The organism is Stenotrophomonas sp. MMGLT7, assembly GCF_021168555.1.
In the GTDB taxonomy this organism is placed as follows: Bacteria; Pseudomonadota; Gammaproteobacteria; order Xanthomonadales; family Xanthomonadaceae; genus MMGLT7.
On sequence record NZ_JAJOZS010000008.1, the window covers coordinates 153,935 to 160,059 of the forward strand.

6 protein-coding genes are annotated in these 6,125 nt (G+C 71.9%); 2 read left to right on the forward strand and 4 right to left on the reverse strand.

The genetic code is table 11. The features are described 5' to 3' along the window. Positions 1–71: 71 nt before the first annotated feature. Positions 72–956 carry a DUF2884 family protein gene (locus LRX76_RS12095; protein WP_231805516.1) on the forward strand — a complete coding sequence of 295 codons (885 nt, stop codon included), beginning with the start codon at positions 72–74 and terminating at the stop codon, positions 954–956. Positions 957–1,213: 257 nt separating this feature from the next. On the opposite strand, the gene LRX76_RS12100 is transcribed toward LRX76_RS12095, so the two are convergent. The 4 genes from LRX76_RS12100 to LRX76_RS12115 all read right to left on the reverse strand — a co-directional run bounded on the left by LRX76_RS12100 (position 1,214) and on the right by LRX76_RS12115 (position 4,974). Continuing rightward, positions 1,214–1,915 (reverse strand): alpha/beta hydrolase, encoded by a 702-nt coding sequence (locus tag LRX76_RS12100; protein WP_231805518.1) that lies wholly within the window; start codon positions 1,913–1,915, stop codon positions 1,214–1,216. A gap of 193 nt (positions 1,916–2,108) precedes the next feature. Continuing rightward, positions 2,109–2,501 (reverse strand): hypothetical protein, encoded by a 393-nt coding sequence (locus LRX76_RS12105; protein ID WP_231805520.1) that lies wholly within the window; start codon positions 2,499–2,501, stop codon positions 2,109–2,111. Between the two features lie 504 nt (positions 2,502–3,005). Further along, complete coding sequence (gene zapE / locus LRX76_RS12110; RefSeq protein WP_231805542.1) at positions 3,006–4,247, reverse strand: cell division protein ZapE; 1,242 nt, start codon at positions 4,245–4,247, stop codon at positions 3,006–3,008. A gap of 61 nt (positions 4,248–4,308) precedes the next feature. After that, entirely contained in the window at positions 4,309–4,974 is a 666-nt protein-coding gene (locus LRX76_RS12115) for an alpha/beta hydrolase (protein WP_231805522.1), read from the reverse strand. A 169-nt stretch (positions 4,975–5,143) separates the two neighbouring features. Here LRX76_RS12115 and LRX76_RS12120 point away from each other — a divergent pair, with 169 nt between their 5' ends. After that, entirely contained in the window at positions 5,144–6,013 is an 870-nt protein-coding gene (locus tag LRX76_RS12120) for an EamA/RhaT family transporter (RefSeq protein WP_231805524.1), read from the forward strand. Positions 6,014–6,125 lie beyond the last annotated feature (112 nt).

Below are 6,125 nucleotides of genomic sequence, written 5' to 3' on the forward strand. Positions count from 1 at the left end.
GGATTCTTCATCTTCCCGCCGGCGCGCCCGCTGCACCGGCAGTGACTTTCCGCCCATGCCCGCGGCCGCCGATGCCGCCATGCTGGGGCGCGACTCCCGAACGGGCCACCGGCATGCGTGCAGTCCTGATGATCCTTATGGCGCTGTGCGCCGCCTGCGCGTCGGTGGCCATGGCCGCCGACGGCGACGATGGCAGCAGTCCCCGGCGCGTGCAACTGTCGTCGCGGCAGTGCGGCTTCGGCACGCCCTACGACGTGCTGGTGGACAGCGGCGGGGTCTGGCTGCGGCGCGGCGAGGGCGCGCCGCGCGAGATCTTCTTCCACGGCGGCGAGTTGAGCGTGGACCGCCAGGTACGGCCGGTCAGCGATGCCGACGCCCAGCGGCTGCGCCAGCTCGAGCACGGCGCGCAGCAACTGGTGCCGCAGGTGGCCGGCATCGCCCGCGAGGCGGCCGACATCGCCTTCGATGCCGTCGCCGGGGTGATCGAGGCCTTGACCGGCAGCCGGCGCAAGGCACGCCAGGTCGAGGGCTGGCGACGGCAGACACAGGACTACGTCGATGCCACGCTGGGCCGCGGGCGCTGGGAGCAGGAGCCGTTCGACGAGGGGTTCGAGGCCGGCATCGAGGCCGCCGCCGAGCAGATGGCCGGCTCGATCGCGCGCAGCATGCTGTGGACGGTGTTCACCGGCGGCAGCGCCCGCATCGAGGCACGCGCCGAGCGCATGGAGCGGGACCTGGAGGCGCGGATGGAGGCGCGCGGCCGCGCGCTGGAAGGCCAGGCGCAGGCGTTGTGCGTCCAAGTGCACTCGCTGTACGCGCTCCAGCAGGCGCTGGAGTACCGCCATGACGGGCGGCCACTGCGGATGCTGGAGGTCGACGACGATCCTCAGCCGGCGCCACGCGAGGATAGCGGCGACAACGAGCGCAGCCGCGCGGTCGCGGCGGCATCGGATTGATCACGGATCGGGCCGGCGTGCCGATTCCTGGCGCAGGTCGTCCTCACGTAGCGCCGATGCCTCGCCCCCTTGCGGGGATCGCGCGGTACGCACGGGGCCTCACCGTCCTCCTCCCGTAGGAGCGACTTCAGTCGCGATGGGGCTGTACCGAGAAAGCCCCATCGCGACTGAAGTCGCTCCTACTGTCCTACGGGTCATCGCTGCGCGATGGCGACCGATCGGCAGGTGCTGCATCTCGTCGAATCGCGAACCCGTTCTCAGGCCAGCAGCCAGTCGCGCAGCGCCTGGGTGACCTCCTGCGGCCGCTCCATCGGCGCCATGTGGCCGCAGTCGGGCAACACCAGCAGGCGCGCCTGCGGCACCAGCCGCTGCATCTCCAGGTGCAGCTCCAACGGAGCGATGCGGTCGTGCTCGCCGCATACCAGCAGCAAGGGGCGGTCGTAGCCGGTGAGCACGTCCATGCCGCTTGGACGCACGAACTGGCTCTGCCGCTGGAACACCGGTGCCCCCAGGCGCACGGTCATCGCGCGGATGCGCTCGATCAGCGCGTGGTCGCCATAACGCGAGGGATCGATGTAGCTGCGCGTATGTATCTCGCCGAAGCCGTGGAACTCCCCGGGCAGTCTCACCGCCCGCGCCTGCGCGCGCCGCTGCGCGGAACGCTCGGGCGACTCGGCGCGAACGGAGGTGCCCAGCAGCGCCAGCCGCTCGACCCGCGCGGGGGCGATGCGCAGCAGGTCCTGGGCGACATAGCCGCCCATGGAGAAGCCGGCCAGCGCGAAACGCGGCGGCGCGGCCGCCAGCACCTGCTCGGCCACGCCGCGCAGGGTATCGCTGCCGGTCAGGTCGCCGACCTGGCAGTCGGCGATATCGGCCAGCCCGGCCAGCTGGTCGCGCCACAGCTCGGCATCGTTGAGCAGGCCGGGCAGCAGCAGCAGGGGAATCCGGTCGTCGGCCATGGTCGGGGCGGCTCAAAGCGCACCATTGTCCGCAGCCGTCCCCGCGGCGTCCAGCGCGCGCGGCTGCGTGGCCCGTGCGCGGCCGGCCGGCCCATCGCATCTCGATCCGGCGCCGTTGGCGTGGATCGCGGCAAGTCGTCCCGGGCCGAGGCCAGCGCGGGACGACGCCTGCGCAGACGCAGGAAACGATGCCCTAGCGCCCCTCCGAGGGCCGGTGCGGCGGCCGTGCCCGCGCCTGGATGCGCTGCACGCCCCAGGCCAGGACCAGTCCCACCAGCCCGGCGAAGGCATTGGACCAGTCCATCACCCGCGGCGCCGCGGCGCCGGCCTCGTGGCCCCAGACGTTGAATGCCGCCAGCAGCACCGCGGTGGCCACCAGGCCGACCCGGAACCATCCACCGGTGGCGCCGATGGCATAGAACAGGAATGGCAGCCCCAGCCCGATCAGGAAGTGCACCGGGAAGAAGTACACCGAGCCGTAGGGCCGCACCAGGTACCACACGATGGCGGCGAACACCGCCACGAATACGAACATTCCCGATGCCAGCGCACGGGTCCTGTTGGGCGAAACGCGGGTCTGATTCATGCACACCTCCGTTGGTGCTCCAACGTAGAGCAGCGCGCATCACGGCCGGGTCAAGGCGACGCACCCCGGCGACTTCCGACATGCCGGCCCGCGGATGGCCGGGCATCCGTCCTCCCCGCGCAGGTGGGAAGCGGGGCTGTTGCCGCGGCCGGCGAAAACGCCCCTGGATGAACCGCCATTCGGCAGCTGGAAAGCGCTTCCCGCGGTCGCGCACCACTCCGCCTGGGGGAAATCCCGATCGTCGCTCCGGCGCAGGCGGGAGCCCATGGGCGCCGTCTCGATCCGCGCGAAAGTCCCTGGATGGGACAGCCATGGCCAGCCATGACCAGCCGTTCGGCCGTGATGCAGCGCTCCGGCTGCCGGAAAGCACTCCCCGTGTTCGCGGGGACGACGGGAACACGGCCGGCACTCAAGCCCTCGATCCGCCCTACGTCCCGCAAGCCGCGCGCGCCAACAACGGCGCGCCGGCGCGGGACGACGGCATTTCCCTTGCAGGAGGCAGCGCTACGCCCGGTGCGGCGTGGCCAGGTACTCGGCGCTGCGCATCTCGATCAGGCGCGAGGCGGTGCGCTCGAACGCGCCGGCCAGGCGGGTGCCGGTGTACAGCAGCGGCGGCGGATCGTGCGCGGTGCACACCAGGTTGACCTGGCGGTCGTACAGCTCATCGATCAGGTTGACGAAGCGGCGCGCGGCATCCTCGTTCATGCGGTCGAAATGCGGGATGCCGCCGACCAGCACGGTGTTGAACTCGCGCGCGATCTCGATGTAGTCGCCCGGCCCGCGCGGGCCTTCGCACAGGGCGGGGAAATCGAACCAGACGATGCTCTTGCCGCGGCCGCGCACCGCGATCGCGCGGCCCTCGATCTGGATGTTGCCGGCCCGGGCCGGGGTGGCGCCGGACAGCTCGTTCCAGCGCTGCCCAAGCCAGGCATCGGCCTGCGCGTCCAGCGGCGTGTGGTAGACCGGCGAGCGCGTCAGCGCGCGCATGCGGTAGTCCTCGCCGCCATCGGCCAGCAGCTCCAAGCAGTACTTCTGCAGCAGCGCGATCGCCGGCAGGAAGCTCTCGCGCTGCAGGCCATCGGCGTAGAGATTCTCCGGCGCGGTGTTGGAGGTGGTCACCAGGGTCACGCCCTCGGCGAACAGCCGCTCCAGCAGCCGCGCCAGCAGCATCGCATCGCCGATGTCGGTGACGAAGAACTCGTCCAGCACCAGCACCCGCAGGTTGTTGCGCCAGTCCTGGGCGATCCTGGCCAACGGGTCGCTGGTGCCGGCATGGGCGCGCAGCTGCTCGTGGATGCCGCGCATGAAACGGTGGAAGTGGATGCGGTACTTGCCGCCGCCGCGAAGCAGGCGGGTGGGGGTTGCTGGCGCGTGGGCGGCAGAGGCAGGGACTGGCGATTCGCCCTCACTCCACCGCTCGCCCTGCGACCGGTCCCCCTCTCTCCCGCCAGGCGGGAGAGAGGCGTCGGTGCGCCCTTCGGGCGCGAATTTCTTCAGGGGCAGGCCGTCGTAGAACAGGTCCACCAGGAAGGTCTTGCCGCGGCCCACGCCACCCCACAGGTACAGCCCGCGCACCGGTTCGGGCTTCTTCCAGAAGGCCGACAGCCGGTCCAGCCAGCCGTCCTGGTCGCTGTCCACGATCGCGGCGTGGATGCGGTCCAGCTCCGCCAGCGCCGCGTGCTGGGCCGGGTCGTCGCGCCAGTCGCCGCGCTCCACCCCCTGGGCATAGCGCTGCGATGGCAGCATGGCCGCCGTCATCGCCGCCGCTCCAGGCCGGCGCGCGCCGGCGCATGCGCTGCCGCTGCCCTCATGCCGCGGCCGGCAGCCAGTGCTTGACCGCGTGCTGCACGGCGCCGCGCAGGTCGATCAGCTTGCGATGGAAGAAATGGCTGGTATCGGGCATGCGCACCAGCTCGGGCTGCCGCGGCAGGGTTTCCAGCCAGGCGTAGACCGCCTGCGGGTCGACGATCTCGTCGGCATCGCCCTGGATCACCAGCCACTGCTCCGGCGGCTGCATGCCGGCGAAATCCCAGCGCCCGGCCGGCGGCGCGATCGAGATCAGCGCCTGCGGCTCGATGGCCGCCGCCGCGCGCAGCGAGACATAGGCGCCGAAGCTGAAGCCGGCGAGCCACAGCGCGTCGTCGGGCCGCTGCGTGCGCACCCAGGCCGCCACCGCGCGCAGGTCGTCCTGCTCGCCGTTGCCGTCGTCGAAGCTGCCCGCCGATTCGCCGACGCCGCGGAAGTTGAAGCGCACGGTGGTCACGCCCAGGTCGCGCAGCGCGCGCGCCACCATCGTCACCACCTTGTTGTGCATGCTGCCGCCCTCGGTGGACAGCGGATGGCAGACGATGGCCACGACCGGCAGCGCGGCCACGTCGGCATCGGGGAGATCGACCGCCACCTCGAGCGGGCCGGCGGGGCCGGCCAGCATCGCGGTGGACGATCCGGTTGTGGGGAAGTCGGGATCGCTCATGCCTTCATAATACCGGGCGCCGCGGCGGCGCAGGAGCGCGGGCGGCGGAAACGTCCGGGGCGGGGAGTCCGCCGTGCGAGGCCTCACCACGGGCTGCGCGGCCCGGACGACTTCTGCCGCGCTCCCGGGCATGCCGGCGGCGTCCCCTCCTTTCGTACCGGTCTTTCCCATGCATCTGCTCCTGCTGAGCGTGACCTGCAGCGTGCTGGTCTCGGTGCTGCTCAAGTGCGCCGCGCGCCTGCGCATCGACGTCGCCCAGGCGGTGACGTGGAACTACCTGGCCGCGACGGTACTGTGCGCCTGGCTGCTGCGGCCGCCGCTGTCCTCGCTGCAGGCGCCCGCGGCACCGTGGCCGGAGCTGCTGGCGCTGGCGCTGGCACTGCCGTCGATCTTCCTGGTGCTGGCGCGCTCGGTGGCACTGGCCGGCATCGTCCGCAGCGACGCGGCGCAGCGGCTGTCGCTACTGCTGTCGCTGGCGGCGGCCTTCATGTTGTTCGGCGAGCGCGCCAGCGGCTGGAAGCTGGCCGGCCTCGGCGTCGGCCTGCTGGCAATGGCGGGCATCCTGGCGCGCCCGGCGCAGGCGTTGGATGCGCCGGCCTGGCGCCGTGCCTGGCCGTGGCTGCTGGCGACCTGGATGGGGTTCGCGCTGATCGACGTCCTGCTCAAGCGCATCGCCCTGGCCGGGACCTCGTCGATGGCGGCGCTGCTGGCCTGCTTCGCGGCGGCGTTCGTGCTGATGCTGGCGCTGCAGCTGGCCCGCTGGGCACGCGGGCGCACGCGCCCGGACCTGCGCAGCCTGGGCGGCGGCCTGCTGCTGGGCCTGCTCAACTTCGGCAACATCCTGTTCTACGTGCGCGCGCACCAGGCGCTGCCGGACAGCCCGGCGGTGGTGTTCGCGACGATGAACATCGGCGTGGTCGCGCTCGGCACGCTGGTGGGCGTGGCCTGTTTCGGCGAGCGCACCACGCGCGGCAACCGCATCGGCCTGGTGCTGGCGGTGATCGCCATCGCCCTGGTCGCCTGGGGCACGCGCGGCTGAGGCGGCTGCCTTGTGGCGCCGCAGGGGCGCCGCAGGGTTGATGCAGGATGATGTAGGAGCGACTTCAGTCGCGATGGGGCTTCACCGGTACAGCCCCATCGCGACCGAAGTC

Bases quoted from the DNA above. Each gene is read 5' to 3' on its own strand.
- LRX76_RS12095 (WP_231805516.1), top strand. From the start codon at position 72: ATGCCGCCATGCTGGGGCGCGACTCCCGAACGGGCCACCGGCATGCGT.
- LRX76_RS12100 (WP_231805518.1), bottom strand. From the start codon at position 1,915: ATGGCCGACGACCGGATTCCCCTGCTGCTGCTGCCCGGCCTGCTCAAC.
- LRX76_RS12105 (WP_231805520.1), bottom strand. From the start codon at position 2,501: ATGAATCAGACCCGCGTTTCGCCCAACAGGACCCGTGCGCTGGCATCG.
- zapE (WP_231805542.1), bottom strand. From the start codon at position 4,247: ATGCTGCCATCGCAGCGCTATGCCCAGGGGGTGGAGCGCGGCGACTGG.
- LRX76_RS12115 (WP_231805522.1), bottom strand. From the start codon at position 4,974: ATGAGCGATCCCGACTTCCCCACAACCGGATCGTCCACCGCGATGCTG.
- LRX76_RS12120 (WP_231805524.1), top strand. From the start codon at position 5,144: ATGCATCTGCTCCTGCTGAGCGTGACCTGCAGCGTGCTGGTCTCGGTG.